The 26,123-nt window shown below is 41.9% G+C and carries 21 protein-coding genes and 1 pseudogene; 12 read left to right on the forward strand and 10 right to left on the reverse strand.

The window, feature by feature from the left end:
- Window positions 1-915 precede the first annotated feature (915 nt).
- Both DP114_RS31425 and DP114_RS31430 read right to left on the reverse strand, forming a co-directional pair.
- Window positions 916-1,140 (reverse strand): type II toxin-antitoxin system MqsA family antitoxin, encoded by a 225-nt coding sequence (locus DP114_RS31425; RefSeq protein WP_172195351.1) that lies wholly within the window; start codon window positions 1,138-1,140, stop codon window positions 916-918.
- 5 nt (window positions 1,141-1,145) lie between these two features.
- Window positions 1,146-1,427 carry a DUF4258 domain-containing protein gene (locus tag DP114_RS31430; RefSeq protein WP_172195353.1) on the reverse strand — a complete coding sequence of 94 codons (282 nt, stop codon included), beginning with the start codon at window positions 1,425-1,427 and terminating at the stop codon, window positions 1,146-1,148.
- A gap of 394 nt (window positions 1,428-1,821) precedes the next feature.
- On the opposite strand from DP114_RS31430, the gene htpG reads away from it, so the two are divergent.
- Window positions 1,822-3,795 carry a molecular chaperone HtpG gene (gene htpG, locus DP114_RS31435; RefSeq protein ID WP_172195355.1) on the forward strand — a complete coding sequence of 658 codons (1,974 nt, stop codon included), beginning with the start codon at window positions 1,822-1,824 and terminating at the stop codon, window positions 3,793-3,795.
- Between the two features lie 848 nt (window positions 3,796-4,643).
- Window positions 4,644-4,880 carry a 50S ribosomal protein L28 gene (gene rpmB / locus DP114_RS31440; RefSeq protein ID WP_172195357.1) on the forward strand — a complete coding sequence of 79 codons (237 nt, stop codon included), beginning with the start codon at window positions 4,644-4,646 and terminating at the stop codon, window positions 4,878-4,880.
- 147 nt (window positions 4,881-5,027) lie between these two features.
- Here the strand turns inward: rpmB and DP114_RS31445 are convergent, their stop codons facing one another.
- The 3 genes from DP114_RS31445 to DP114_RS31455 all read right to left on the reverse strand — a co-directional run bounded on the left by DP114_RS31445 (window position 5,028) and on the right by DP114_RS31455 (window position 6,940).
- Window positions 5,028-5,582, reverse strand: coding sequence for a hypothetical protein (locus DP114_RS31445; protein ID WP_172195359.1), 555 nt, complete (start codon window positions 5,580-5,582; stop codon window positions 5,028-5,030).
- Between the two features lie 479 nt (window positions 5,583-6,061).
- Complete coding sequence (locus DP114_RS31450; protein WP_172195361.1) at window positions 6,062-6,370, reverse strand: hypothetical protein; 309 nt, start codon at window positions 6,368-6,370, stop codon at window positions 6,062-6,064.
- Window positions 6,371-6,415: 45 nt separating this feature from the next.
- On the reverse strand, window positions 6,416-6,940 hold the full coding sequence (locus DP114_RS31455) for a hypothetical protein (protein WP_172195363.1): 525 nt from the start codon (window positions 6,938-6,940) through the stop codon (window positions 6,416-6,418).
- Between the two features lie 1,075 nt (window positions 6,941-8,015).
- Here DP114_RS31455 and hpsA point away from each other — a divergent pair.
- From hpsA to DP114_RS31495, 8 genes and pseudogenes are all read left to right on the forward strand, one after another.
- Window positions 8,016-11,609, forward strand: coding sequence for a hormogonium polysaccharide biosynthesis protein HpsA (gene hpsA, locus DP114_RS31460; RefSeq protein WP_216669950.1), 3,594 nt, complete (start codon window positions 8,016-8,018; stop codon window positions 11,607-11,609).
- A gap of 149 nt (window positions 11,610-11,758) precedes the next feature.
- Window positions 11,759-12,042: pseudogene (locus DP114_RS31465) on the forward strand (four helix bundle protein).
- Window positions 12,043-12,143: 101 nt separating this feature from the next.
- Window positions 12,144-12,851 carry a hormogonium polysaccharide secretion pseudopilin HpsB gene (gene hpsB / locus DP114_RS31470; RefSeq protein WP_171977997.1) on the forward strand — a complete coding sequence of 236 codons (708 nt, stop codon included), beginning with the start codon at window positions 12,144-12,146 and terminating at the stop codon, window positions 12,849-12,851.
- Window positions 12,852-12,883: 32 nt separating this feature from the next.
- Window positions 12,884-13,822: a hormogonium polysaccharide secretion pseudopilin HpsC gene (gene hpsC / locus DP114_RS31475; RefSeq protein ID WP_169268343.1), complete on the forward strand. Its 939-nt coding sequence runs from the start codon at window positions 12,884-12,886 to the stop codon at window positions 13,820-13,822.
- Entirely contained in the window at window positions 13,800-14,348 is a 549-nt protein-coding gene (locus DP114_RS31480; protein WP_169268342.1) for a GspH/FimT family pseudopilin, read from the forward strand. The genes hpsC and DP114_RS31480 overlap by 23 nt, the downstream gene beginning before the upstream one ends.
- Window positions 14,349-14,504: 156 nt before the next feature.
- Window positions 14,505-15,146 (forward strand): TIGR04282 family arsenosugar biosynthesis glycosyltransferase, encoded by a 642-nt coding sequence (locus tag DP114_RS31485; RefSeq protein ID WP_171977998.1) that lies wholly within the window; start codon window positions 14,505-14,507, stop codon window positions 15,144-15,146.
- 325 nt (window positions 15,147-15,471) lie between these two features.
- Entirely contained in the window at window positions 15,472-16,305 is an 834-nt protein-coding gene (gene hpsJ-B / locus DP114_RS31490; RefSeq protein ID WP_171977999.1) for a hormogonium polysaccharide biosynthesis protein HpsJ, read from the forward strand.
- A gap of 159 nt (window positions 16,306-16,464) precedes the next feature.
- Window positions 16,465-17,346, forward strand: coding sequence for a glycosyltransferase family 2 protein (locus tag DP114_RS31495; protein WP_171978000.1), 882 nt, complete (start codon window positions 16,465-16,467; stop codon window positions 17,344-17,346).
- 121 nt (window positions 17,347-17,467) lie between these two features.
- On the opposite strand, the gene DP114_RS31500 is transcribed toward DP114_RS31495, so the two are convergent.
- Entirely contained in the window at window positions 17,468-19,267 is a 1,800-nt protein-coding gene (locus DP114_RS31500; RefSeq protein WP_171978360.1) for a DUF3685 domain-containing protein, read from the reverse strand.
- Window positions 19,268-19,485: 218 nt separating this feature from the next.
- On the reverse strand, window positions 19,486-19,935 hold the full coding sequence (locus DP114_RS31505) for a Fur family transcriptional regulator (RefSeq protein WP_169268337.1): 450 nt from the start codon (window positions 19,933-19,935) through the stop codon (window positions 19,486-19,488).
- A gap of 653 nt (window positions 19,936-20,588) precedes the next feature.
- Here DP114_RS31505 and DP114_RS31510 point away from each other — a divergent pair.
- A complete protein-coding gene (locus tag DP114_RS31510) occupies window positions 20,589-21,152 on the forward strand; it encodes a CRR6 family NdhI maturation factor (RefSeq protein ID WP_171978361.1) in 564 nt (187 codons plus the stop codon).
- A 552-nt stretch (window positions 21,153-21,704) separates the two neighbouring features.
- On the opposite strand, the gene DP114_RS31515 is transcribed toward DP114_RS31510, so the two are convergent.
- The 3 genes from DP114_RS31515 to DP114_RS31525 form a co-directional block, all read right to left on the reverse strand.
- Window positions 21,705-22,472 carry a hypothetical protein gene (locus DP114_RS31515; RefSeq protein ID WP_169268336.1) on the reverse strand — a complete coding sequence of 256 codons (768 nt, stop codon included), beginning with the start codon at window positions 22,470-22,472 and terminating at the stop codon, window positions 21,705-21,707.
- A 644-nt stretch (window positions 22,473-23,116) separates the two neighbouring features.
- Window positions 23,117-23,698: a D-glycero-alpha-D-manno-heptose-1,7-bisphosphate 7-phosphatase gene (locus DP114_RS31520; protein WP_169268335.1), complete on the reverse strand. Its 582-nt coding sequence runs from the start codon at window positions 23,696-23,698 to the stop codon at window positions 23,117-23,119.
- Entirely contained in the window at window positions 23,691-24,650 is a 960-nt protein-coding gene (locus DP114_RS31525) for a glycosyltransferase family 9 protein (RefSeq protein WP_169268334.1), read from the reverse strand. The genes DP114_RS31520 and DP114_RS31525 overlap by 8 nt, the downstream gene beginning before the upstream one ends.
- A 638-nt stretch (window positions 24,651-25,288) precedes the next feature.
- Between DP114_RS31525 and ispD the strand changes: the two genes are divergently transcribed.
- Entirely contained in the window at window positions 25,289-25,978 is a 690-nt protein-coding gene (gene ispD / locus DP114_RS31530; RefSeq protein WP_169268300.1) for a 2-C-methyl-D-erythritol 4-phosphate cytidylyltransferase, read from the forward strand.
- Window positions 25,979-26,123: the final 145 nt, after the last annotated feature.

Below are 26,123 nucleotides of genomic sequence, written 5' to 3' on the forward strand. Positions count from 1 at the left end.
CATCAGCAGTAATGGATTCCTTCCGTTATTGTTTTGTAATATTCGTTCGCGCAGCGTGGCTGAAAGCCTTATGCCTTCATTCTTTATGTTCAATGATGCGTGAAGAAAATTCACCGACTTCGCTACCTGTACTTACGATTGGGAAGGTTGATCGCCTCTATCTGACTATAGAGAACGCTGCGCCAACCGTATCGTAGAAATTGTGATGTACATTAACGATTACATGGGCGCAAGTCGTATCTTTATTCCGTAAAATGCTTCAGTTTATATAATAGACGCAGTGAATCTGGCAAGTTGCGCGGCACAACTGCTGTAAATGTGAATCGCATAGTTTGCAGGTATATGCCTATCTTCGATTCCGAGGATAGCAGCTTTTACCGAACTGGTAGGGAAATCCGAATCCCTGCTATCGGGTAATCAATGCTGCAAACCACGAGCGATCGCCCAAAGAGCAGACGCAATCATGCGTATCGCAGAAGTTATGAGGGAAAATTAGGCGATCGCTATTTTTATTTAAGTCCACGCAGGTGGTGAGACAGCGCGAATGACGGCTTTCCCGACCTAGGCGACTGCGTAAGCGCAAAGCGCACGCGGCTTGGGCGTAAGCGCAAGCGCACGAATCGAGCGTTCGCGCAGCGTCTCCTACGGAGATACGCGTAAGCGTGTCCCTTTGGGACTTACGCGAAGCGTCTCCGTTCGGCCTCAAGCCGTGCCCGTATGCGCAAAGCGCACGCCCAGAGGGCGAACGCGCAGCGTGTCCCTTTGGGACTCAGGGCTCAGGAGATACCCGAAGGGACTTTGTTTGTGTAGTAGCGAATTCCATTCGCCCAATTGTTTCCAAATTTCTCACGTTCGCGCAGCGTGCCCGTAGGGCTTATGATTTAGGATTGCGCTAGGATAATTTTGTTGAAGGAATTATGCAGCATATCTAAGAATCTCTACCTCTGCGCCCTTATTAACAGCTTCTTCTGCTCGTTTTAAAACTTCGTCAGTAACAGATTCATTTAGATAATATTCGCCACAATTGTTACAAACCTCTGCTGGGACACCTTTAAGGATAACAATAGTATTATTTCGTTCTAATGTTACCGTTACCCATCCTGGTTGAGTTTCACCGTGTTTACAAATAACGCATTGCATAACCTTTATTTCCGCTTTCTAAAATTATCTGTCCAAAGATTAGGGTTAGGAATATAAGCCGTTACTACATAGCCCGTATCATTAACTTCATCATATGAAAAAACAACGTGAATCGGTTGACCGTCAACAAAATCAAGAATGAGATAACTGGGGAAAGGAGTATCATCTGGTTTTTCTTCAATCACTTCTCCATAAGCAATCACTCTAATTACCTCTTGTTTACTAATTTGACGAAGAAACATTTGTTGGATTGCATGACGCGAAAAAACCAAATTTTGACAATTCACTACACTAAACCCACAACACCACAGCAGTTTTGGCAATAACGGTGATTTTCCACCACTATTGCTGTTGTTAAAGCTGATTACAAGTAAAGCAGAAATGGCGGTTAGTCAACAACTCACGAAGAGCTTTACGATAAAATTTAGACAAATCCTGTGCAAATAGCCACTTTCAGCTAACTGGTAGGGAAATCCGAATCCCTGCTATCGGGTAATCAATGCTGCAAACCACGAGCGATCGCCCCCACAAACACAATACAATCCAATTGGTAAAATCCCATATCCTTCCTTCAAAATGAGGATAGCTAACTACCTAGATTAGGCTTTGGGTAGTACACAGGTGTGCTGAGGGGTTTTGCCTCAGTTATTATTCAGATACTTGCATTGAAAATTACGAGTTATGCTAGAACAAGGTACAATCAGTATTCATACTGAGAATATATTCCCGATTATCAAGAAGTCCCTTTACTCCGATCATGAAATCTTCTTACGGGAACTCATTTCCAACGCTGTAGATGCTATCCAAAAGTTGAAGATGGTATCTCGCGCTGGGGAGTATTCTGGTGAAATCGGTGAACCGGAAATTCAAATCGCCATAGATAAAGACAAAAAGACTCTCTCGATTACCGATAATGGTATCGGAATGACTGCAGAGGAGGTAAAAAAATACATCAACCAAGTCGCCTTCTCTAGTGCAGAGGAATTTATAAACAAGTACCAAGGCGGTTCAGAACAACCAATTATTGGTCACTTTGGTCTTGGTTTCTACTCCTCCTTCATGGTCGCACAAAAGGTAGAAATCGATACCTTGTCTTACAAAGAAGGAGCGCAAGCTGTTCACTGGAGTTGTGACGGTTCCCCATCTTTCATTCTGGAAGATTCAGCTCGTACAACTATCGGTACGACGATTACTCTGACTTTGCAAGAGGAAGAACAGGAGTATTCAGAATCCGCACGCATAAAGACGCTGATTAAAACATACTGCGATTTCATGCCAGTCGCCATTAAGATGGATGGCGAAGTATTAAATAAGCAAAGGGCTGTCTGGCGGGAAACTCCTAGTAGCCTGAGTCAAGAGGATTATTTAGAATTTTACCGCTACCAGTATCCTTTCCAAGAAGAGCCGTTGCTTTGGGTGCATCTGAATACTGACTACCCGTTCATCATCAACGGGATTCTGTATTTCCCCAAAATGAAGCCGGATGTTGATGTTACCAAAGGGCAAATCAAACTTTTCTGCAACCAAGTTTATGTCAGCGATCATTGTGAAGAAATTATCCCACAATTTCTTCTACCCATGCGGGGTGTGATTGATAGCGCGGATATTCCGCTGAACGTGTCGCGGAGTGCTTTGCAAACTGATCGCACTGTGCGCAAAATTGGTGATTACATTGCCAAGAAAGTGGGCGATCGCCTCAAAGAACTTTACCGCGACAACCGCGAACAATACATCAATACTTGGAAAGACTTAGGTACTTTCGTAAAATTTGGCGTTCTCAACGACGAGAAATTCAAAAAACAAGTCGAAGATATCATCGTCTTTCGCAGCACCTATCAACCAACCACTCAGCCGTCAACGGCTACCCCAGCAGTTGAGGTACAATCTCAAGAGGGAGATGTTTGGCAAGATGTTGCTTCTGCAGACACTCCAAAATTGCCGTACACAACTCTCAAAGAATACCTAGAACGCAACAAAGAACGTCACGAAAACCGCGTCTTCTACGCCACCGATGAAGCAGTCCAAACCCCATACATAGAACTGCACAAAAATCAAGGTTTGGAAGTTCTGTTTATGGACTCCTTTATCGACACCCACTTCATTAACTTCTTGGAGAGGGAATATCAGGATGTTAAATTTACACGGGTAGACTCCGATTTAGATAGCACCCTGCTGGATCAAGACAAAGCTGGGGAAATTGTTGATCCCAAGACGAATAAAACCAAAAGTGAGGTGATCAAAGAGCTGTTTGAGAAAGCGCTCAACAAACCCAAGCTGAATATTCGTACCGAAGCTTTAAAAGCAGACGATCCACAAGGAACGCCACCAGCAATGGTGCTTTTGCCAGAATTTTTGCGCCGCATGCGGGAAATGAGCGCTTTAATGCAGCAGCAAGCAGCAGATTTTCCCGAAGATCACGTGTTCTTAGTCAATACTGCTCACCCATTGATTCAAAATTTAGCGAATCTGAGTCAAGGTAGTATTATTCAAGATGATGTTCACTCACCTAACGGACAGCTAGTGAACTTAGTTTGCCAACATGTATATGATTTGGCACTGATGTCTCAAAAAGGTTTTGACGCTGAAGGAATGAAATCTTTCGTTGAGCGTTCCAATGAGGTGCTTACCAAGCTAACGCAAGAAGCCACAAAGTAGTTTGACAGCAGCTTATCTCTGGTGTCTCTCGTTCCCTGGCTTTGCCGGGGAATGTATACAGTGAGGCTCTGCCTCATCATAACAGGAGCCAGAGCCACCTAATAATGCGTTATATCATGTTCGGATGAACACTTATAAAAAACGAAGAACTTCCCCCCTCTCCTTAATAAGGAGAGCCAGTGCGTTGGGGAGGACAGTGCTGTGGGCGGGTTTCCCGACAGTCGCGCACCTGTCCGTTGAGCCAGTACTTGATGAGGGTTTCCCGACCTAGGTATCTGGTGAGACAGCGCTGCAGGAGGTGAGACCAGTGCTGCGGGAGGGTCTCCCGACAGCCAGGCATCTGGCGAACCCGAAGGGGTCTCCCGACAGCCAGGCATCTGGCGAACCCGAAGGGGTCTCCCGACCTAGGCGACTGCGTAAGCGCAAGCGCACGCGGCTTGGGCGTAAGCGCAAGCGCACGAATCGAGCGTTCGCGCAGCGTCTCCTACGGAGATACGCGTAAGCGTGTCCCTTTGGGACTTACAAAGTAGCGTCTCCGCAGGAGATACCCGATAGCCGTAAGGCGTGGCCGTTCCCACTAGGGCGTTCGGGTTTCCCGACTTGTAGACGCCGGAGGCGGTGAGACAGCGCTGCAGGAGGGTTTCCCTCCGTAGGCGACTGCGAACCCGAAGGGCTTCCCGCTTTCTTAGCACCTGGCGTGAGGGGCGGGGAGTGAGGTCTTCTTTATTGTAAGTAATCAAACGAACTTGATATTATCAGGCTGAGCCTGACAACGAGGCTAAGCGTGACAACGAGAAGAAGACATATAATGGGACATTGTGCTAAAGAAAAAATAGGAGTTTCTGACAATGTCTCGTCGCTGTGAATTAACAGGTAAAAAGGCAAATAACGCCTTTGCTGTCTCCCACTCCCACCGTCGTACCAAGCGCCTTCAGCAAGTTAACCTGCAAAACAAGCGTATTTGGTGGGAAGGCGGAAAACGTTGGATCAGAATGCGCTTATCTACCAAAGCAATCAAAACCCTAGAAGTTAAAGGGTTGGAAGCAATGGCGAAAGAAGCTGGTATTAACTTGAATCATTATTAAGAGTGTGACATCACCGAAACCTCTTTCTTACTAGGAAAGGGGCTGACAACAGCAGACTTCTCATCAGAAGATGATAAAAATCCACCTACACACGCCGTAGGTGGGGTTTTGTGCATACCATTGGTTAAGAAAATGACCGATTTTATATTAACCGTGCAATGTGCTTCGTAGCTCGTATTCAGTCCCTTTCCTAATGAGTCTCTGCGTCGCAGGGAGCGCTTTAAGTCCTAAATAATGACCTTTGCTTCTAAGCATTTGGTCAATTTCATCGCGCTTTTCTAGGTACTGCTGTTCAAGTTCGATAAATGGCTCTAAAGCCTGTCTTATCTCATTGGTATTTTGTAGTAATTGCAGATGCTGATTTAAATCTTGTATCCGCTTTTGTAGCGGAGGTATCTTTATTTCTACATCTACAAGCATTGCTTGATATTTCGATAAATTGAAATTGAGTAGTGATATAGATTTTTCAAGTTCCAGACACTTTCTGGCGCGTTCATCGATATCACCAAATATATCATATTCGACTTTGCGGAGTTTTTCTTTTCTTTCACTGATATCCAGTCGTATACTTGCTATAGTCCTTTCAATTTGGCTTTTCTGGGCTTCTAGTTCATTAAGTGTTTCGTGCATATTTTCTAAATTCATAACCGCCTGTTCGTGATTTTCTATCTGATATATCTCTTTTTCGACTATGAGAAACATAAATATTTTCTAACTCCTAAGCATGGGAAATTTTACATTAACAGGGCTTACGCACGAACAACGTAACCATAGTCCGCAGCGACCTTTGGAAAGCGAACGCAACCCATTGTTTTTAGTAGTGCGTAAGTCCTAATAAATATATGTGCTAACAGTACAAAAGCACTATAAAAGTAGTGATTGATTCTTTATTCTGTTATTTCATGTTCACGGATAATCTCTACAAATTACCGTTCAGATTTAGAATTCCCTGATTGGTAACTCAGGTAGTGGCAGTACCGGGATTTTAATTAACGTTCAAGTCTTTATTCCAGGTTGATTTGAGCGCACCCCCCTTCGGGCGATCTGCCCTTGGCAGCAGCGTTTGCGCAGCGCCAAAGTCTGCCGGGGGGATACTCCCCCCGGCGAGCTTTGCCCCTTAGGGGCTAGCTATCGCCGGTATGGTAGAAAGAAGCGATCGCTCAGTGCGCGCGTCACCCTAGTTACCACACAAAAGTACACTCACAAGAACTATCTCCAAAATCGAACAATTGAGCTGGCGGACTAACGTCCGCCAGCTCAATTGCTTTCGGCTTTTGTGTGTGGCTAAAATTCTGCTCACGGAGCTTGAATGAAGCTTGAGAACCAATAAATTTAGTTCCCAGTTCCATGAACTGAGCTTTCAACTCTCTAGATTTCGCGCGAATTTCACTCGATTGCTTTCTCAGGATTTGAGATTTCGCCCGAATTTCACGAGCTTGCTTTATCACCGCTGCGCTTTGAATTTGATATGCCTGATTATTAATTAACATACAATTGTCTGGAGCGCTTATCAAAAGTTTTGGATAATTTGATTTTTATTTATGCTCTAACTCTTGTGGTTCGACAGTCGAATTATAGATAGCACTAAGGAGTGTTGCGAAAGTTTCAGCAATTATCGGCTTTTTACTGACCAAAATTTCTTTAACTAATACTATCGCCGAATTAAGTGTTAGGCACGGTGAATTAAGTGCAATTAACAAATCCTCGTTTGTTTGATCCAACTCTTGCTGTATCTCTTGCTGTTCTAAGTGTTTGTGGTACAGCAGTTGCTTGAAAGTTTCTACTTGCTCGCACAATAGCTCTACTGTCTCTTCCATTTCTGGTCTTTCATTATAGTTAAGCTCAAGGGATGTTTTTATCAGACTATCTTTGTGTTTAGTATTTTCGCTTTGCTCACCTATCTGAGCAGATTGACTGATTCGGGTGACAATTTTTTCTATAAGTTCTATAGTATCGGATAATACGCTCAGACCCAGAATGTTGTCATTTTCGCTATTATTCACAGCTGACTGTAAATCTTCTAGGAATCTTGACTTGGAATCGTCGTTTAAAGAGTCCATACAGTGTGGTAGCAAGCTTATTTAGTTATTTTAGCCAAAACATAAGCTGAGCATAGCGCTTCTGACTTGCATAAAATACACGCCTGCGGTAGGGGCAAAGGCTAGCCCTAACGTGTCAACACGTTCAAGCCTTGATTCGGTGTTGATTTAACCCGTGCACTTGTATGGGTATTCTAATTCTGGATTGATAGTAAATCGTGTAAGTCGTCCTTGAGCACTGGGGTTTATCCGTACCCAGTGCTTTTTTTTCTCCAATTCTAATTATATTTTCCTGGGTATTCTAATTTTGAGTAAGAGTTGTTGCCTTTAAGCACTGGAGATCAGGGATACTCCAGTGTTTTTCTAATTTTTGTTATCTTACCAGGCAACAGGCAACGCCAAGGTGAGCGTCAGCGGCTCGACTGAGCGGAAGCTGAGCGGCGTCGTTCGCGTAGCGTCTCCGTTCGGCCTCAAGCCGTGCCCGTATGCGCAAAGCGCACGCCCAGAGGGCGAACGCGCAGCGTGTCCCTTTGGGACTCAGGGCTCAGGAGATAGCTTCGCCGAACGTCCGAACGGGAATAGGGAAAAAGGTGTTTCTTTTATTCATTGCGGGCGTGTAATCGCGCCCCTTGGGCGCTCATATCTTGCACTCCTGCCAACAACCGCCTAGGGTTTAAACCCCAGTCTGATAGTAAAAGTCGTCTAAAGACGACTGCATAAGCCTTTGAGTCTACTTTAGTAGACTTGGACTGTGAGCCTCGGAATTGATTCCGAGGCGGACGAGGTTGGGTTCTTGAGCATGGTGCAAAATCTCAGTTACCGGGGATTTGTCTCAATTGCAAGCTTCCTGAGAAATCGTATAAGTAATCATTTTTGCGAGATTGGTATGTTTTCTCTAAAAGTGGGTAATATAAGCTTGCTTTCATAGTATTTTTACAAAGTTACCTGAAGTTGAAATACTGGTTTAGAGGTATTTAGAACCGCAGATGTAGACGCCCTCTGGGCGAGTTTCCGCAGAGTATGCAGATAAATTATCTGTGTGCAAAGTTCGTGCATCTGCGGTTTTTTTATGAGAAATTTTAGCAGTCAACTACTTATGTTTCACTATCGTTGGAGATTAAAGAAAATCAAGAGGTTTTATAGACAAATTAGTAAAATATTTGTATCTACAATTAAAAAACAAATTCTTCGGCTATTACGGGCAATACTAGTCAATAAGAAAAAACAACCCTCAAGTGTAAATGCTGGTTTTGTGTTACCAACTGTCGCAATGGTAGCATTGGTGGTTGTGTTGATGACAACTGCTATTTTATTTCGGTCTTTTGAAAGGGCAAAAAATGCTAGTAATGTCCGAGTGAATGAGGCTGTCCTGAATGCAGCTAACCCTGCTATTGAAAGAGCAAAAGCAAAAATAGAACAGTTATTTGGAGATTCGAGGTTAGAGTCCTCAATTCCTTCAGATTTTTCACTTGAACAACTTATCAATAATAACCTTAACGAATTTACTTTTGGTGATGAGACACAGTTAAAACTTGTTCAAGGCGACGATACTCTACAAACTGTTTGGAAATATCCTGTAGATACGGACAATAACGGTAAGTTTGATAGTTACACTCTCTATGGTATTTACTTTCGGACTCCAACTAGTAATCAACCCGGAAATTTATTAAAAGCAAGAACACAACCGATGGACACAGGTACTGTTGGTAACGAATGTCAAAATTTAGCTACCACTAGCGCGAACTTAGTAAGTGCCAATGGTTGGTATAAACTCGGTGAAAAGCTAAAAAAAAGTATTTTTGTTTATAGTACGACTGTGCCTATCACAGATTTAACAATATTAAATACTAATAAATATGAAATATTTAGAGGTAATAAAGGCTTTGTCGCTCTAGAATATCAGCAAGACCGAGAGCAAGAAAGAATACCCCTCACTAACAATGCGGTTGTCTATGAAGATGATTTAGAAATTGCTTCGCAAGAAGGTATCAGTCTAAATGGACGTGTCTTCACAAATGGTAATTTGCTAACAACAAGACTGGCTCAGCCTATCAAGTTATATCTAGTTAGTAGTCCGAAATCATGCTATTTCAAAGAGGTAAATAGCAAAATTATTGTCGCTGGAAATGTAATAGATAGTAGAGTAACAGACAATTCCAGTCATGGTGATGTGCAAGTAGATTTGTTTGACCAATCTTATGTACCTAACAGCACAATTGAAAGTCAGGTTATAAACAACACAAATAAAACTGTACCTACATCTGTTTACGGAAACACGGCAGCTTATAATGATGAGGCTTATGCAAAACGAATTGACCGGTTAGTGCAAGCAACAAATAGTGCATATCCAAATAACGCAGAACTTCCTGATGAAGTGCAACAGGAAATAAAACGAGATTTAGTAGAGGACTACACTTTAGATGCTGTTAAAGTTCGTGATAAAAGATTAAATTTTTACTTTAAAAAAAGGACACGTCGTGTTCCATACGCCGAAATACCACAAGGTAGTAATCCACTAAAATATCGATTTTACGACTATGAAATAAATAGTCCTCTTCAAGGAAATAGAAACTCTTTAAGACCAGTGGATGAATGGGTGTTTCCCTTCAATCCGGCTGATGGAAAAACGGCTACGAATTATGCCGAGATAGGAATTAAAGATAACGGTAGTAAACTTTATTTACCTGCAACAGAACCAGTAGAACAAGCAAAAGCAGATAAAGAGCAAAAAATAGGCGATCGCATTTTAGTTGGCAATAATTTACCTCAATTCTGGTATGACACAACCAAAGGCAAATTTCTCAGTTCACCAGACGAAGGACAGACTATTACTGGTAAAGAATGGGATGTTGATAGCAAGGGAAAGAATAGCGCTGTAACTCGCAAGCGCTTCTCTCAAGCATACCAGTTAGAGGATTTGGGAGCTACAAATCGAGATGAATTTTGGGAAAAGTCAGCAGCACAAAAACCCCAAAGTTCTCTGGATGTCGTCGGGGGTTTGCGAGTTGTCACAGGTGCAGGAATTTACTTACCTAGTCGTTACACTTCTGGTGGCGGTAGTGCTCAATTTGCTAGTGCGATCGCAGATCCAAAACCAGATACCATAGCAGATCCACCAGATACTATGCCCGATGAGAAGACACCTTATCTACGAATGCGAGCTACAGCAGTTTATCACTACCAAGATGATTCCTACAATCCAAAGATTCCAACCGACTATCAAAAACCTATTGCTTGTGTCAGCAGCTATTACAATCCTACAAATAGCACAACAGCCAGAAACCAGAAAGATTTACCAGACGTTAGCTTAAGAAATACAAATAGAGACTTAACTGGGCTACCGAATGTTAGTAATAATCCAGGTGACTCGAACAACGGTGTTGTCTACTCAGCTTCATCTCTCTCAACCACAGGTTACGAGAATGTGCTGAATTACCAAGCAAAGCTAAAATACCGAAACGGACGCTGGGTGAATAAACCACTACAGGATGCTTTGAACAACATTTCAGCTAGTAAGCCTCTTACGCTTGCAGAACAATCAGCAGTTGATTCTGCTATATGCGCCTTGAAAATTCTTGATCGTACTATTGGTAATCCCACAGATGCTGTGATTCCTCATGGCGCTATTATGGAAACTGCTTTTATTGATGCAAGAGAGATTAAAACAGTTGAACCGCGTGAACCGTTAGAAATTCGCGCCACTATTTTGGATTTGGATTTTTTACGCAGAACATCGAAAAATGGTGGAGAATTTTTATTTCCAAACAGTGGAATTATTTACACCACTCGTGATGATGCACTCCCCGACGATAGTGAACCCAACAATTTAGATGTTAGTGCTACTGACTTCAAATTAGATTCAACTCGCCGACCAAATGCCATTATGCTGATTAATGGGAGTAACTTAAGCCGTAACGCTACCTACAAGGCAGAAGAAAAAGGACTCATTTTAGTCTCTAACCTGCCAGTTTACATCAAAGGGAATTTCAATGTTCACACCCAAGAAGAGTTCACAGACAACTCCTTAAAAGGAGAAAAAGACTGGAGTAATAAATTCTACGCGCGTCAATCACTTAATTCTAACTTCGGCTGTCGCCCAAGTCAGTTTCCTGGTTGCAACACTGGTGAGACTTGGCGTTCAGCAGTAGTTGTTGCTGATGCAATTACAGTTTTATCTGATAATTTCCGCTTCGGTTTTCGCGAAGAGAGAAAGGAGGACTACAAGATGCAAACCGCCACAAACACAGAAACAAATCTCATATTCGCTCAAGGTAACACGCCGGGACGCCCAACAGAAAGCAATGGTGGTTTGGAAAACTTTGTACGTTACTTAGAAAACTGGAAAGGCGTAAGCCACACAGTAGCTGGTTCTTTTATCCAATTTAAACACAGTAATTATGCCACTGCTCCTTGGCAAACAGTTATTAATGGAAGCAATCCTTCCAATCAAAATCTAAGTCGTACACCCTTTTTTACTCCACCCAATCGTTTCTGGAGTTATGATACAGCCTTGCTGAATCAGCCACCTGACTTATTCTCTCTACACTTTACAACACCCGTAACAAACAAGCCGAATGAGTTTTACAGAGAAGTCGGACGAGATGATGCTTGGATAAAAACTTTGTTGTGTGCTCAAGATCCTAATGGTAACTACACCATTAGCCAAGATCAACGCGGTACATGTTCTTAAATCAGTGAACAGTGAGTCCAGTGCTGCAGGAGGGTTTCCCTCCGTAGGCATCTGGTGAGACAGCGCTGCAGGAGGGTCTCCCTCCGTAGGCGACTGCGAACCCGAAGGGCGAACCCGAAGGGTGAACAGTAAACAGTTATCAATAAGCTATGAACAGTTTGGTATATGAGAAAGCGTATAAGTTTGCTATCAGGATTGTAAATGCTTATAAATATTTGACTCAAGACAAAAAAGAATTTATTTTATCAAAACAATTAATTAGAAGTGGAACATCAATTGGAGCCAATATTGCGGAAGCGGAGCTATATCACCAGCAGAATTTTCTGCAAAAAATTCTATTGCTTACAAAGAATGTCTTGAAAGTAAGTATTGGTTGTCCCTTTTAAAAGACACAGGGTATATTGATGACAAAGCATTTAACAGTATCCATTAAAATGCTGAAGAGATAGCAAAAATCCTTTTCTCAATCCTCAAGAAAACTAGAATCTCTGATAACTGATAACTGATAACTGGTAACTGATAACTGTTAATGTTATGATTCACCAAAAACAGCAACAAGCATCTTCATCTAGTCAGTCAGGTTTTACCATCATTGAGTCATTAATAGCAGTCGTTGTTGTTGGCATTTTACTAGTGGCGATCGCACCTGTCATTATCTTCTCTGTCGCAACACGGTTACAAGCAAGACGTATTGAGTTAGCAACTAACGCTGCTCAAACTTATATTGATGGGATTAGATCTAGCACAATTCCACCACCACCCATCGTAACAAAAAGCACAGCATACACTACCGATCCACCTTCGCCAGATGCACCTTCCGGAACCCTGACTTGTCCTACAACTGGAACTGGCTTATGCGAAATCTCTCCTGCAACTCCATCATCTCAGTTATATTGCGTAGATGGAGATACGGGAGGTTGTACAAGTGATAACTTCAAAGACATGATTGTTCAGGGATTTGGGTATAATCCAACTTCCGATAAACCCGAAGATGGCTATAGATTGGGGTTGCGAGTGTACAGAAGAGACGCTTTCAATAAGCCTAGCATCACATTGAAGGCATCGAAAGACCCAGGAATTAAACAAGCAGAAACTTTCACTAAAGGGACAGGTTTAATATCCATCCAAGCACCTTTAGTAGAAATGACAACAGAAATATCAAGTAAAGTAACAACATTTAGTGATTTCTGTCAGCGCCTGAAACCTCCTGCTAACAATCCTAATCCTAAGTCTCATTGCTAAATCTCGGTAACTATTCCGAGTCAATCAATATTATGAATTTCTTATGGCTTTTCATTAAGCGGCTAAAACTTTTTCGTGTGACAAACAAATGTGATGGCTTTACCTTGATTGAGTTGCTAGTAGGCATCGTCATCGCTACCCTTGTGATCACACCTTTGCTAGGATTCATGATTAACATTATGACAACTGAACGACAAGAGCAAGCAAAGGCAGATACCGAGCAAGAAATCAAAGCAGCACTTGATTATATTGCGCGAGACTTGCAGCAGTCAGTCTATATATATGATGCTGATGGCATTAATAAAATTAGGCAGCAACTACCAAAGAACAAGGATAATGATAAAAATAAATTTTTTCCCGTTCTTGTATTCTGGAAACGGCAAATCATCTCAAAAGAATCTTCTAAAATGGAAAAAGATATATTTTTCTACTCTTTAGTTGCCTATTATTTGATTAAAGATAATGACTCTACATGGTCTAAAGCTGCTCGAATTGGTAGATTTCAAATAAGAGATGGCTATGATTCTACTGAAAAAAAGAATGAAAAACTTCAGCGAGATAAAGGCTTTCAGATGTTTAATATCCAAGCTTCAGGCAATCTGAAAAGTAAGATGAATCAATGGACAAAAAAGAAAGACGAAGCTTACACACAAGATATTGTAGCTTTAGTTGATTACATTGAGCAAACTACGATAAATGATACTACCAATCCAGCACCTCCAAGTTGCACTATAGGTCAACAGTTGCCACAATTTTCTGGGAGTGGAGATGCTGTTGCCACTAAAAATGTTAGAACACGTGGCTTTTACGTTTGCGTAGACTCAGAAAATACCGTAGCAGAAATTTATTTACGTGGTAATGCCCTCGCTCGTCTTCAAAACAATAATATAGATTTTAATGAGAATAATAAAACATATTTTCCTCAGGCAAGTATACGAGTCCAAGGCAATGGATTCTTATCTGCTAAATAAGTTCAAAAATAAGCAGAATTGTTCTAGCAATGGCTTCACGCTACTAGAACTTTTAGTAAGTGTTGTCATAATTAGTATCTTAGCTGCCATATCAGTTCCAAGTTGGCTAGCTTTTGTCGATACTCAGCGCCTCAACACTGCCCAAAACGAAGTTTATCTTGCTATACGCCAAGCTCAAAGCCAAGCTATCAAAAACAAATTAACTTGGCAAGTTAGTTTTCGCGAACAAAACGATATTGTGCAATGGGCAGTTTATCCTCCAAAAAACCCAGCTAACACTATCTGGAATAACTTAGATTCCAATGTACGTCTAGACGCGGAAACAACTTCAGATAAGTCCAATGGTGTGAAACAAATTCAATTTGATGAGAGAGGTCATTTTATTCCGCCGTTCAGACGAATAACTTTATCTAGTAAGTCTGGTGGGAAAGCTAAGCGTTGCGTCTATATTTCTACAATCTTAGGTGCAATGAGAACGGCAAAAGAAAACGATAAACCCGACAAAGATGGTAAGTATTGCTATTAATATAGCAGTTTTAAATCATTTGTGAAAAATCTGTTCCCTGCGATGCACTGAGCGTGGTCGTTGTGTTCCCTGTTAAGCGTTCCCTCCCTTAACTAATAAGTTAACAACTCATTTAGAATTGCTATATATTTTTAATTGATTTCAAGAAGACATCTCGTGCTAAATCTACCAAAAACCACAAAACAGCATCTCATCATTTTCACTCGCTATCCAGAACCAGGCAAGACAAAAACTCGACTGATACCTGCTTTGGGAACTGAAGGTGCAGCAAATCTTCAGCGTCAAATGACAGAACACACACTATCTCAGGTTAAACAGTTGCAAAAGACTTCCGCCATATCTTTTGAAGTGCGGTTCGTAGGTGGTGATTTGCAACTTATGCAAGAGTGGCTAGGATATGACTTAATTTACCAACCTCAAGGTGAGGGAGATTTGGGTTTGCGGATGGCACAATCTTTCTTGAATGCCTTTCAATCAGGTGCAGAAAAAGTCATAACTATCGGTACCGACTGCCCTGGTGTCAATAACCAGATTTTAGCAGAAGCTTTTGCACGACTCCAACAATCCGAGCTTGTCCTTGGTCCAGCAGTTGATGGTGGGTATTATTTAATTGGTTTGCAGCATCCTGTGCCAGAATTATTTATCAATATAGACTGGGGAACCTCTCAAGTCTTCCATCAGACTATAAGTATTGCTCAGACGTTGAATTTATCAGTCGCTGACTTACCTCACTTGGCTGATATTGATCGCCCAGAGGATTTGCCAATTTGGGAAGAGATTCTCAAACTTAAGCACTAAACTGATTTGTTGTGACGAGAGTCTGTAGTGATTTTTTGCCCTACACTCCACCCATCACACCATAAAAATGTATCCTAAGCCTGCTAATGGAATATTTACTACAGGTATCAACAGTATCACAGCTTGGCGGTGTTTTTTTACACAAAAATTTTCTGAAGACAACCTATAATCGAGATGCTACCGTGGTGTGACTGACATCAAAGAGTAGAAAATATATCACCCAAAAAAGAATCTCGGAATCATAAACAATAGGTAGCCTGATAGGAACAATATTCCAGTACCTTTATATAGAATCTTCACTTGTTAGAACTACGGACAAAAAACTATGAATAACCGTTTCGGTGCTGTGATCGCAGCCCGCACACTCAAAGTGATTGGGATAATTTTAATATTGTCCTTTTTGATTGATTTTTTGATTATAAGCCTTGACTTCAGCCCAACCGATAAGCTGTTGCAACTCAGATGGGCAGGAAGTTTGGTTGATCGAGGAGTCGTGCCATTGGTAGGATTGGGTATGCTGTTTACTGGCTATTGGATTGACAGTTTTGATGATGGTACTCAACCCCAGTCTATAGACTTGAGAATGCCAGCTCTTGTAATATCAAGTATCTTGGGATTACTCTTTTTGATTATTGCTCCTGTCCATGCTGGGAATATCATTTATCAAAGAACTCAAGCAGTAGAGCAAATCACCAAGGATGCACAAATAGCAGAAAAGCAATTGGAAACTCAGCTTAACCAAGTCAAAGCTCAATTGGGTAACGATCAAGTCAAAGCATCTGTAGAGAAGCAGAAAGCCCAAGTCAAAGCACAATATACTGAACTTCTTCAAGATAATCAGCGTTATCAGCAAGCACTGAATAACCCCAATATTCCCCCAGCTACAAAAGATTTGCTCAAGAAGTTCAAAGCCAATCCTCAAGAACTTGACAAATTCATAGCCCAACAAAGTGATCCACAGCAACTTGCAACTCAAAGATTAGGGCAAATTCGCGCTCGTCGGGATGAACTGATAAAACAAGCTGAAGACAATTGGAAGCCCGGTTTGAGAATTGTTATAGGCAGTTTGCTGTTGTCTATTGCTTACATTATTATCGGCTGGTCAGGATTAAAAGGTATGAATGCTCTAGGTGGTAAACGCAAAATGCCTGCACGCTAGTCCATTATTTTGAAGGCAGTACGACTTACTTACATTCTCATAAGCTCATACTGCCACTTTTATTAATTCCTGATGAAGATGATCTTAGTTGACTTGCATATATTTACCAGAACAAAGTAAAATTCCGCACAAGACAAGTCATATCAATTAAGATTGCGAATGTTTTCAATTTACATATTGACTTATAACGAAGAAATAGACATCGCCGCTTGTATTGAATCGGCGATGCTATCAGATGACATTATTGTTGTAGACTCATGCAGTAGCGATCGCACCGTCGAAATAGCCAACCGCTATCCAGTTCGTGTAGTTCAGCACGCTTTTGAAAGCCACGGTCGTCAACGTACTTGGATGCTAGAAAATATATCTCCCAAGCATGAATGGGTTTATATTCTAGAAGCTGACGAACGCATGACGCCAGAACTGTTCGCGGAATGCCAAAAAGCGAGTCGTAATCCAGATTACATCGGCTACTATGCCGCTGAACGCGTCATGTTCATGAATTCTTGGATTCGCCGCAGTACCCAATATCCTCGTTACCAACTGCGCCTTTTCCGCCACGGTAAAGTCTGGTTTACAGATTATGGTCATACAGAACGAGAAGTTTGTGACGGTCCAACAGGCTTTTTGAAAGAAACATACCCTCATTATACTTCTGGCAAGGGGTTCAGCCGCTGGATTGATAAACACAACCGTTACTCCACAGATGAAGCCAGAGAAACTGTTTATCAGTTAGAGAACGGAACAGTTAGCTGGCAAGATCTATTTTTTGGCAAGTCAGAAGTCGAACGACGCCACGCCTTAAAAAATTTGTCCTTGCGCTTACCAGCTAGACCAATCATACGTTTTTTGTATATGTATTTTATCTTAGGTGGCTGCTTAGACGGACGCGCTGGGTTTACTTGGTGTACATTGCAAGCTTTCTACGAATACCTAATTCTGCTAAAAGTTTGGGAAATGAAGCATATACCAACACCCAAGTTGGATGCACAAGTGTCTAAGAATCAAGCTACGCAGTTAGTATCAACTTCCGTTGATTAGGCATTTGTGAAAAGTGAAAAACTGGGTAAAACTCAGTACTAAGAACTCTAAGGCGGAATTGTCCAGTGCTTCATTCTGCCTTAAAGTTCTGTGTTGTGTGTCTTTCTCAAGTATTGCCAAATCATAACTTTTTATTCTTTTTTTCCCTTAAAGAAACACTGCCAATTCCTTGAAGAATACCACGACCAATCAAACCGATACCACGCCCAATAACTTGCGTGAGAACAAAGACAACACCGCTTCCAAACAAGGATAAAATAGATTGTATACGAGGAGCGATCGCATCACGAAATTCTATTGCTAACGTGACAACTAGCGGAATACCAGAAAGTTGCGTTAACTCTTGTCCGCGCGGTGCATAAATGGAAGTTGTGGCAATACCGCGAGGTGCAAAGACAAATAGCTCATAGCGGCTTTCAAAAATTGCTTTCGGCTCATTCACATAATTCCTGAGCCGATATCTCCACGACAAATTATTTCTAAATCGTTCAATTTCTCGTATGGAAATTAATTGACGATCATAAAAATTTTGCTTCACTTCTTCTACATCTGCTAAAGAGTTGAGCAACGGTTGCATAACACCATTGCCTACCTGAATCAAGAGATTCTCCAGAATCATTTCTGCATACTCCTTTGCTTCAAAGCTACCTGCAGGATAGGAAGTATTATCAATTTGCAAATTTCTTTGAAATAGGAGATAGGAAAATAACTCCTCAACCAGAGGAATTTGATTGAGAATTTCTGAACGCACTACAGCCGCATCTTGCAGAAGAAAAGTAACTATTTCTAAATTATTATTGTCTACTCGCACCCGAGAAAATTTGCCAAAAAAACTCGTAGTTGCTGATTGCCATACATCCAGCAACACAGTACTTTTTAATTCATATAATTGGCTTATCTCTACCACAGAAGCACGCATTTCATCTAGTGCGTCAGCAATTTTTTGTAAAATAAGATAAAGTAAATCACGTTTTTTGTCTTCACGTAAAATATCAATTTCTAAAGGAGTAGCTGTCACATTTTGTAAAGGAAGCTGAAGTTTGGTAAGACAGGATGCAAATAATGCCGCTTGTAATGATCTAGGACTCAGCACAGAAGCTGGTGAGTCAGATTTGGAAACAGAAGTACTTGGCAGAGAATTTATCGCAGACTGCAACTGTGCAGATGCGAAATTATTGCTTGCAGAAACATTACGTGAATGCGACTGTACCTCCTGTCGCCTTTCCAGTGATGAAGCTAATAATCGATTCAGCAGCCAACGCGCTGCTAGCAATTCTCGTCTTTGCCCAGCTAACACTGCCCGATCTAATAATGCTAATCCGGGAACTTGTAATTGTGCTGTCACTTGTGTCAAAGTGACGTTGATGTACCCAATCCCTGATAACCGTACACGCTTCCGTAACAGAGCAAAAGGAAGTTCAGAAGACGTGAGGTTTTCAAGAGCATATCCTGCATCCTCGCTTCTGTAAATCCTCATGTTCTGTTTTCCCATCTCCCAATTCCAGGATGAACCACCTGCCACCACATCGTGCATAATGGTGACTAATTCAGAAATAGGAGTTCCTTTAGGACAGTAACCATCAACCCCAGCAGCTTTTGCTGCTAGAAGTAGTCCTTGTTCTTGAACAGAACTTAAAAGTAATAATGGCAGATTGGGGTACTGGGTTTTTAAATGGCGACAGAGTTGTAAACCCAGTTGCTGGCTAGAAACAAAGCGACTATTCCCCAATTCCAAAACGGCTAAATTGACTTGGTTTGGATTTTCTTGTGCAAGTTTGGCTAAAATCTGCAATGCAGCAGTGTCTGTGTCTGCCTCCGATACCACCTGTGAGTTGGAGAATTCTTCCAAAGCTACTTTTAGCCCTAATCGGAAGATGGGGTCTTGGTCTATTAACAATAATCTTAAAGGGCGATCGCTCATAATCTGCTTAAAAACGCAAGCTTTTTTTACTTTAGTCGTAAATAAGCTAGACAAATGAGCGTAGTTTCTTTGGTTGGAACTATTTTACAATCCACTCCCTTCTGGAGTCATTGAAAATGCAGATAGCGAAACGGTTGTAGGCGATGACGATAACTAAAGTGAATCTGGTAATTGGTAACTGGTAGTGGTTGCACTTGGGCGCAACTCACTATCAACCCTCATTTGCTCTCTTGCGAATTACGGTAACCATAAAAGTTAATACTATACTCAGTAATCCGCACTCCTGTTTGTTCTTCAATTTGACGGATAAATTCTTCTGGTAGTTCTACATGAACATCCAATATTTGATTTGTATCCAAACAGTTAACATGACTGTGAGAATCACTAATATTGCCGTATAAACGTCCATCACAGCGTTCAATACATTCAATAATGCCTTGGCTGGATAACGCTTCTAAATTTTGATAAACAGAGGTATGCCCAATCTCTTTACCTTCGTGATTCAGGCGATCATAAATTTCTCTGGCAGAAAGATGCTCTCTTGCTTCCCAAAGTAGTTCTAGGATAAAGCGACGCTGACGGCTAACGCGCATACCCAGTACCTGACACTGCTCAAGAGCATCTTCCAATGAACGAATAGGTTTTGTTGATATCGTTTGCTTTTGCATATCTTAAAGTTTATTAACTGATGGGTTAATTTTCCCTGGGAAGTGTTTATTTGTTATTTTATATATCCAACATTTTGCACCCTGTTAGCTCCGCTTTAGCAGTGTTTTTGCTGTTGATGAGTGCGGACATCACTAGGGGGGTGAAGAGTTTTTGTGCTGGTTGAGTAATGGTTTTTCACCCTTTCAATATAAAATGAACTCATTACAACTTTAGCTTAAAATGGCTGCAAACGTCTACTTTAACGCTAGTACGTCGGGCGCAGCAAATAAAGCTACCATCACCAAATAAGTAAAATCACATCTTTTTATTTTTGTCTTGTTGTAATAGTTCTTCAGTCAATTGTCTTCTGTTGTGTCCTTTACCAAGTGGAGGGTTAGCGAGGGCTGTATTTTTTGCAGATGCAATTCACTATAGATTCCCATAACAGTCATTATCCCTAAACATGAATCCAGAGTTTTTGGCAATAATTTAGAAGGCAAGGCAAGAGTTTAAAGCAGGCAAAAACTGTCACTTGAGGATATGAAGCGAGAATTTTTGCAGTGATTGGCGTTTTAGTTGAGAATCTGACAGTATATGTAGCGTGAATAGTCGAAAGCTGCTACTGTGGATTCTCGATCATACTCTTGAGCATAACCCCCTAGCTGCTCTTTCAATGACAATCACTATCCCACTCAACACCGACTGCATTAACTCCTTGGATCTGTCCCCCGTAGTCACAGAGATTGAAAAATTGCTGCAAGAGGGGGCGATGCTCCAGCAGGGAGCCGCGCAAGGCGCGATGCTCCAGCAGGGAGCCGCGCAAGGCGCGATGCTCCAGCAGGGAGCCGCGCAAGGCGCGATCGCATCCTACGAGCAGCAACTGCATTTTGATATCGACTATACTCTGGAACCAGGCGATCCACGGGAACTTTCAGAAATTCCAGAGGTGCGGCTCTGGTTTATCCGTTTAGATACTCGCTATCCTTGGTTACCATTTTTACTTGATTGGAAAACTGGCGAATTTGCCCGTTATGCAGCAATGCTTGTCCCGCACCAGTTCAGTACCAAAGAAGGAATTCAGTATAATCCTGAAGCTTTAGAAATCTTTTTAATGCACAAGCTGTTTGCTTTAAACGATTGGTTACAACAGCAGGGTATTCCTAGTAAATCTCGCCTCCAGTCGATGGCACAACTCCTAGGTTATGAGTTAGATGATGCCTTCTTTGAAATGTTTTAATCATTAAATCATAAGCCCTACGGGCATGCTACCCATGACCGTGAATCACAAGATTCCCGACTTCGCCAAAGTTGTCGGGAATCTTAAAATCACTAGTAACTATGACTAATTTTCTCTAGTCCTTAGGGAACTCCAAAAAAGAAAATGCCCAGCCGTTTGATATGTATCTTAGTAAAACCGATGATTTTTGAGCAGTTCTTTGAGGATTGGTGAACCACGACGGCTGGGTATTCTATTACTTGTAAGTGCTTTAAATCAAGACTAAGTCAGTGGACATAAATAATCGTAATCAAGGTAATTGCGTTTGTGTACCATGCTACGAGCATACGGAACGTACGGCGATCGCAAAGCGCAGATCCTAAGGGGAAACCCGTATCTGCTTTGTTAGTTCTGTGAGGCTACCCTTTGTCCATACGGTTCTTCCAGCAGACTAAAGCAATAGCAAACCCCTGCGATTGCTTCAGTCTGACTATGACTGACGCCACGGCTAGCACCAAACGGCACGCTACAAAGAACGCTCGCAACGAACATGAAACACTTTTGTCCACTAACTTACTTAATACGGCATATCAGTCTTAATGCTGTACTAAAAGCATATTCAACTGCTTTCGATTTACTCGGTAATGCCGCTTGCCAGATCCGATAATCGTTATACTCAAGAATTAAATTTGCCATGTCATCAATTCTAATTTTCTTTAGCACATCGTATTGAGCAGATTCAAAGTCTCTAAGAGTTCCACCGTTTTCCAAAACTTCTTGTGCAGCTTTGATAAAACCGTCTAAAACAGTTTTTCCGTATTCTTGACCAGCACGTTCTGTAAAAATAGTAGATGATTTAAAGGCCTCAAATTCTTCTAAAAGAAGGTTGGCAATTTTTCTACCAACTGATGTATTCCAATCACAGGGTAGTTGAACATCTAGATATTCATCTTGAATATATTGATACTTGAGATAATCCTTTATGTCTACAGTTACTTGAACAATTTTGTAACCAGCAAACAATTGCTTCAAAGAATTTGCACTTGTATCAATAGATAAGTCAGGGAAAACTTTTTCTTCAGCCTCTGGACATTCATAGACAAGATATGTCCAAATTCCTACTGAATCACACATTTCAGAGTTTTCACGTTGATAGAAAGTAATTGTTCCATCTTCCTCATATTTAAAATAGGCATTTTCCGCATCTTTTAGCGTGCAGTGATGCATATTTTCTGAAAAGTGCATGAGCGTTTTGAAAATCCCAGTGATGTGGTGAGGTTGGTTTTCTACTTGGATGTAACGTTTTCCGCTGCTCATGAAGCCATGTACTCGAATCGCCATCTGTTTTTCCTTGTATTTTTCGTCACATTCTTGTTAGATGCACCAGCCTGACAGCAAGAGGGAAGTTAAGGAACACATAACATGGCGCGTTAGATCTATCGGTAAGCTATCCACACCTGATAAGAATGGCAAGTATTTATTGCCATGCAGCCGAGAATCCTGAGCTTGCTGCACTAAGGTTACTATTCTTTGTTCTAGCGTAAATTTTTGGTTCTCGTGAATTAGTTTCGTAACAAGATAAAAAACTCGTTACTTCTTTAATTTTCTTTGTCATTTCAAGGTTTTTAATAAGATAACTCAATGTTATCTTCATAAATTAGGCTAGAAGCTATACCCAAGCTAAACTTCCAACTTATGCCCAATAATGACAAAACACGATAAATGTGTAGTAGATTACCTAAAAAATTTGCTCTATCAAAAATCTACCGAAAATATCTTATTTCTACTAGCCTTTTGCAAAAAATTTTGCAAAAGAATAAAATATCAAGCTATTATGCGTCTAATAATGGTATTGACTCATTAGGAAAGTCAATAAGCTAAAATCCGCCTTTAAAAGGCGGATTTTAGATAGTAACAAAAGTTTTTGAGACAAGCTGTGCCGAAGTGAAGCTCGGTAGCACTTGTATTTTTGTATTTTTTTTAATCTATAACTGCTGTAAAATCCATTCAACAGCTACAGCTAAATCTTTGGCGATGTAATCTGGTTTTGTGTGGTGCTGGTAATCACCCACCAAAACGCGATCGCCAAAACCTGTTTGCACCAAAATACCCACACAGCCAGCATTGTGTGCCATATCCACATCAGTTGCTTTGTCCCCCACCATAAAACTGTGCCTCAGATCCAAATCGTGTTCCCAGGCTGCAGCAACCAACATGCCTGTATTGGGTTTGCGCCAGGTAGACCAGCGGGTGTACGCTGGATCAAGTCCTCCTTCTGGTGGGCTGAGGTAGGGACAATAATACAAAGCGTCTAATTTTGCTCCAGCCTCCTGTGCCAAGAGTCGGCAAAGTCGCTGATGTAACGCTTGTACGTGACTATCTGGATAATAACCTCTGGCAGGTCCGGATTGATTTGAAACTAGACAGCAAAAAATACCTTGGTCATTGAGCTGGCGCAGGGACTTGGCAACCCCAGGAATTAAATGTAAATCTTCAAGTTGGTGAATGTAGCCAGCCTCAACATTTAATACTCCATCGCGGTCTAGGAATACAGCAGGTTTACCCACCCCAAATTTTCTCCAACACGAGTTGAGGCGAGATATCTGCCATTTTACCTGTAGAAGATTTAATGGCGAGGAATTTATCACTCGTGGGTAACAACTTTGCTGGGTTTGTCGGACCAAACAAGGCAATGGTATAAGTTTGTACCGCCACACTCAAGTGCATCGGGGCGCTGTCGGTACACAGCATTAAATTTGCTCCAGCAATCATCGCTGTCAATTTGCCAATATCATCAGGACTACTGATTTTGATATTGGGTACGGATTGTTTGAGACTGCTGACAAATTCTCCATCCTCTGGTCCTTGGATGACTACTATGGGCATTTCTGGCTGCTTTTGTTGGAAGTCTTGAATAATCTGCCGCCAATTTGCCACAGGGTAAACTTTATCCAGACCTTTGGTTTTGGCAAGTGCGCTAGAACCACCGTGAATTAAAACGTAGCCAGTTTCCTTAATCCCCAGGCGCTGTTGCTCCTTAGTTGCCCAGTCAATATCTGGTACTGGTACATTAACTGCTAACTCGGGAGTTGGGGAGTTAATACCTAACCCTTGCAGCAAGTCATGATACATGCAAGCAGCATACTGTTCTGTTTTCAAAGGAACTGAATTGGTGAGAAAAATAGATCCTTTGCTCTTGTAGCCAATTCGCGTGGGGATTCCAGTCAGCCACAGGAAAACGCCCACTAAAGCGCTTTGCCCTAAAGCTATGGCAACATCGTACTCGCGATCGCGAATCGTGCCTATCAAGTTGCCCCAATCTGCCATACTGTTACGGTCTTTGTAGTCAAACGCCAGTACATCATGGACTGACTTACTCACCCGGTAAGCAGTCTTTGAGCGGGGTTCCACAACAACATCTACCTGAGCATTGGGGTAATAGTGCTTCAGGTCATCTAAGGTCGGGAAAAACAGAATTTGGTCGCCAATTCCGCCAGGGACAAGGGCTACTATTCGCATAATATATATTGACGCTTACTCGCTAATTATTTTAGGGGAGATTTGGCTTAGTAATTAGGAATTAGAAATTAAGGATTAGAACTGGTCAGTTTTGGGTTATCAGAAGAAGTTAGAAGACAGAATGGGCTAACGCGCTTCACGATTGGCGAATATCCCCACGGACGCCACATCCTTTAACGGGACGGACAGTTCTCAAAGGAGGGTTTTCCTCCTGTGAGAACTGTCCTCGGGAACCCCTTTGAAAAAAGAATGCGACAGATACACACTCCCAAACCCTTGTTAGGCTTTCTTAATTTTGCGAAAAGTTTGCGCGTCCGGTGAGACAGCGCGAATGACGGGTCTCGAACGCCAGATACCTGGCTGTCGGGAAACCCTCCCGCAGTACTGGCTCCTCCCTAGGCGACTGCGCAAGCGCAAGCGCACGCGGCTTGGGCGTAAGCGCAAGCGCACGAATCGAGCGTTCGCGCAGCGTCTCCGTAGGAGATACGCGTAAGCGTGTCCCTTTGGGACTTACAAAGTAGCGTCTGTGCAGGAGATACCCGAAGGGGTTTCCCGGCGCAAAACTTTTTAAGACGAATTTTGAATTTTGAATTTTGAATTGGTATAACCTATCCCCTATAGTGAAACTGAGGGATTCTGTGCATTTATTAATTCCAGCCGCTGGAACCGGAAGAAGAATGGGAAGTGACCGCAATAAACTCCTACTTGTGGTGGGCTCTAAGCCTATTATCGCGTGGACCCTTCTGGCTGCTGAAGCGGCTAGTCTTATCAGTTGGATAGGCATTATCTCCCAACCTTATGATTGGCAAGATTTTCAGACGATTCTTACTCAATTAAAGCTCTCTAAGCCAGTAGAATTGATTCAAGGAGGTTCTACGCGTCAAGAATCGGTTTACAATGGACTACAGGCGTTATCGCACTCCGCTAAGGAAGTCTTGATTCATGATGGAGCTAGATGCCTCGCCACACCAGATTTGTTCAACTCTTGTGCTCAAGCAATTCGAGACTGTCCTGGTTTGATTGCTGCTGTCCCGGTTAAAGACACGATTAAAGTCGTAGATGAAAATGGCATTATTCAAAGCACGCCTGACCGACGGCAATTATGGGCAGCCCAAACTCCCCAAGGATTTGATGTTAAGTTGCTCAAGCAGTGTCACGCCGAAGGTGTCCGTCAAGGGTGGGAAGTGACAGATGATGCTGCTTTGTTTGAAAAGTGCGGCTTTCCTGTGCGAGTTATCGAAGGAGAGGAGACGAATTTGAAGCTAACAACTCCACAAGATTTGGCGATCGCTGAATTTATTCTAAAAACCAGGCTGGGTGAAGAGTAAAGTCAATTATTACAATTTTGGGTATTGCCCAAGGTTCGTCTTTGGTGATCTCAATGATCACCTTGACTTATGTCATTAAACATGATACCTTTCCAAACACCTGTGATTTTCTTTTGTGATTTGTCATTTTTTCTTTGTATAGCAG

This window comes from Brasilonema sennae CENA114, from assembly GCF_006968745.1.
GTDB lineage: Bacteria > Cyanobacteriota > Cyanobacteriia > Cyanobacteriales > Nostocaceae > Brasilonema > Brasilonema sennae.

Bases quoted from the DNA above. Each gene is read 5' to 3' on its own strand.
- DP114_RS31525 (WP_169268334.1), bottom strand. From the start codon at position 24,650: ATGCGAATAGTAGCCCTTGTCCCTGGCGGAATTGGCGACCAAATTCTG.
- DP114_RS31455 (WP_172195363.1), bottom strand. From the start codon at position 6,940: ATGGACTCTTTAAACGACGATTCCAAGTCAAGATTCCTAGAAGATTTA.
- hpsJ-B (WP_171977999.1), top strand. From the start codon at position 15,472: ATGAATAACCGTTTCGGTGCTGTGATCGCAGCCCGCACACTCAAAGTG.
- DP114_RS31510 (WP_171978361.1), top strand. From the start codon at position 20,589: ATGACAATCACTATCCCACTCAACACCGACTGCATTAACTCCTTGGAT.
- DP114_RS31495 (WP_171978000.1), top strand. From the start codon at position 16,465: ATGTTTTCAATTTACATATTGACTTATAACGAAGAAATAGACATCGCC.
- hpsB (WP_171977997.1), top strand. From the start codon at position 12,144: ATGATTCACCAAAAACAGCAACAAGCATCTTCATCTAGTCAGTCAGGT.
- DP114_RS31505 (WP_169268337.1), bottom strand. From the start codon at position 19,935: ATGCAAAAGCAAACGATATCAACAAAACCTATTCGTTCATTGGAAGAT.
- DP114_RS31425 (WP_172195351.1), bottom strand. From the start codon at position 1,140: ATGCAATGCGTTATTTGTAAACACGGTGAAACTCAACCAGGATGGGTA.
- rpmB (WP_172195357.1), top strand. From the start codon at position 4,644: ATGTCTCGTCGCTGTGAATTAACAGGTAAAAAGGCAAATAACGCCTTT.
- DP114_RS31480 (WP_169268342.1), top strand. From the start codon at position 13,800: ATGGATTCTTATCTGCTAAATAAGTTCAAAAATAAGCAGAATTGTTCT.
- hpsC (WP_169268343.1), top strand. From the start codon at position 12,884: ATGAATTTCTTATGGCTTTTCATTAAGCGGCTAAAACTTTTTCGTGTG.
- DP114_RS31450 (WP_172195361.1), bottom strand. From the start codon at position 6,370: ATGTTAATTAATAATCAGGCATATCAAATTCAAAGCGCAGCGGTGATA.
- DP114_RS31515 (WP_169268336.1), bottom strand. From the start codon at position 22,472: ATGGCGATTCGAGTACATGGCTTCATGAGCAGCGGAAAACGTTACATC.
- htpG (WP_172195355.1), top strand. From the start codon at position 1,822: ATGCTAGAACAAGGTACAATCAGTATTCATACTGAGAATATATTCCCG.
- DP114_RS31445 (WP_172195359.1), bottom strand. From the start codon at position 5,582: ATGTTTCTCATAGTCGAAAAAGAGATATATCAGATAGAAAATCACGAA.
- hpsA (WP_216669950.1), top strand. From the start codon at position 8,016: ATGTTTCACTATCGTTGGAGATTAAAGAAAATCAAGAGGTTTTATAGA.
- DP114_RS31500 (WP_171978360.1), bottom strand. From the start codon at position 19,267: ATGAGCGATCGCCCTTTAAGATTATTGTTAATAGACCAAGACCCCATC.